Genomic DNA, 1398 nt, shown 5'->3' with positions numbered 1-1398 from the left:
GGCCCTCACCGAGCAGAACGTTCGGCTGCGCGAGTTGCTCAATTCTTCCGCGCTGGTCAACGAAAAGGTCGAAGTGGCCGAGCTGATCGGCATGGACCCCAACCCCTTTACCCACCGCATCATCATCAACAAGGGTGAGCGCGACGGTGTGGTGCTTGGCCAGCCGGTGCTCGATGCCCGTGGCCTGATGGGCCAGGTGGTGGAGTTGATGCCCTACACCTCGCGGGTACTATTGCTGACGGATACGACCCACAGCATTCCGGTGCAGGTCAACCGTAACGGCTTGCGCGCAATCGCCAGCGGCACCGGTAACCCGGAACGCCTGGAGCTGCGCCATGTGGCGGATACCGCTGACATCAAGGAAGGCGACCTGTTGGTCAGCTCTGGCCTGGGCCAGCGCTTCCCGGCGGGTTATCCGGTGGCGACGGTCAAAGAGGTGATCCACGATTCCGGCCAGCCGTTCGCTATCGTTCGGGCGGTACCGACTGCCGCGCTGAACCGCAGCCGTTACCTGCTGCTGGTGTTCAGCGACAACCGCACCCCGGAAGAGCGCGCTAACGACGCTGCCCAGGCCCAGGAAGCGGAGGACCAGCAGAATGGCACCGCGCCTATCGTGCCGGCCACGGTGCCAAAACCTGCTTTTGTTGGCCCACCTGCACCCGCCCCAGCCACGTCACCTGCACCGGCAGCTGCAGCACCTGTGGCAACGCCGGCCAAACCTGCCGCGCATAACGCGCGCCCGGCTAAACCGACCGCCGCTCCGGCCACCACACCGCAGAGGGGGGACTAATGGCGGGTACTCATTCACGCAATGGCTGGATCGTCTGGCTGACCTTCGCCATCGGCTTGCTGCTCAGCGTCTCGCCGCTGCCGCAGTTCATGGAAATCCTTCGCCCGCTCTGGCTGGCCTTGTTGCTGGCGTTCTGGTCATTGAACCTGCCGCACAAGGTGGGCATGGTCACGGCCATGTGCCTGGGGTTGGCCGAAGATGTGCTGTATGGCACCTTGCTAGGCCAGAACGCGTTGATCCTGACCCTGATTACCTTTCTGGTGCTGTCGCTGCAGCAGCGCTTGCGCATGTTCCCGATGTGGCAGCAGTGCCTGGTGATCCTGGTGATCTTCGGCCTGGCGCAGTTGGTGCAGCTATGGCTCAGCGCGTTGACCGGCAACCGCCAGCCGACCCTGGCCTTGGTTCTGCCGGCGCTGGTCAGCGCCTTGTTATGGCCCTGGATCAGTTTTGGCCTGCGTGGGCTGCGTCGTCGCTATAAAATCAATTGAATGGATTGCGAGGCTCTGCCTGGTTATCGAACCCCACAGGGAGAGTCTGCAATGAATTCGCTTTATCTGGCCTCGGGCTCCCCGCGGCGACGTGAACTGCTGGCCCAGATCGGTGTGCCC

Annotated in this window: 2 protein-coding genes and 1 pseudogene; all 3 read left to right on the top strand. The window is 63.2% G+C overall.

The window, feature by feature from the left end; genetic code table 11:
* Nucleotides 1–790 (top strand): rod shape-determining protein MreC (gene mreC / locus BKD70_RS22615; RefSeq protein ID WP_070415437.1); only part of this gene is annotated, 790 nt, incomplete at its 5' end.
* Entirely contained in the window at nt 790–1278 is a 489-nt protein-coding gene (gene mreD / locus BKD70_RS22610) for a rod shape-determining protein MreD (RefSeq protein ID WP_003188558.1), read from the top strand. The genes mreC and mreD, both read left to right, overlap by 1 nt.
* Before the next feature lie 51 nt (nt 1279–1329).
* Nucleotides 1330–1398: pseudogene (locus BKD70_RS24920) on the top strand (Maf family protein); the annotation flags it as partial.

This window comes from Pseudomonas sp. BS-2016 (assembly GCF_001806145.1).
GTDB classification, from domain to species: Bacteria; Pseudomonadota; Gammaproteobacteria; order Pseudomonadales; family Pseudomonadaceae; genus Aquipseudomonas; species Aquipseudomonas lundensis.
The sequence above is the reverse complement of the archived record's forward strand: the minus strand, read 5'-3'. Positions and strand labels throughout refer to the sequence as shown.

Bases quoted from the DNA above. Each gene is read 5' to 3' on its own strand.
- mreD (WP_003188558.1), top strand. From the start codon at position 790: ATGGCGGGTACTCATTCACGCAATGGCTGGATCGTCTGGCTGACCTTC.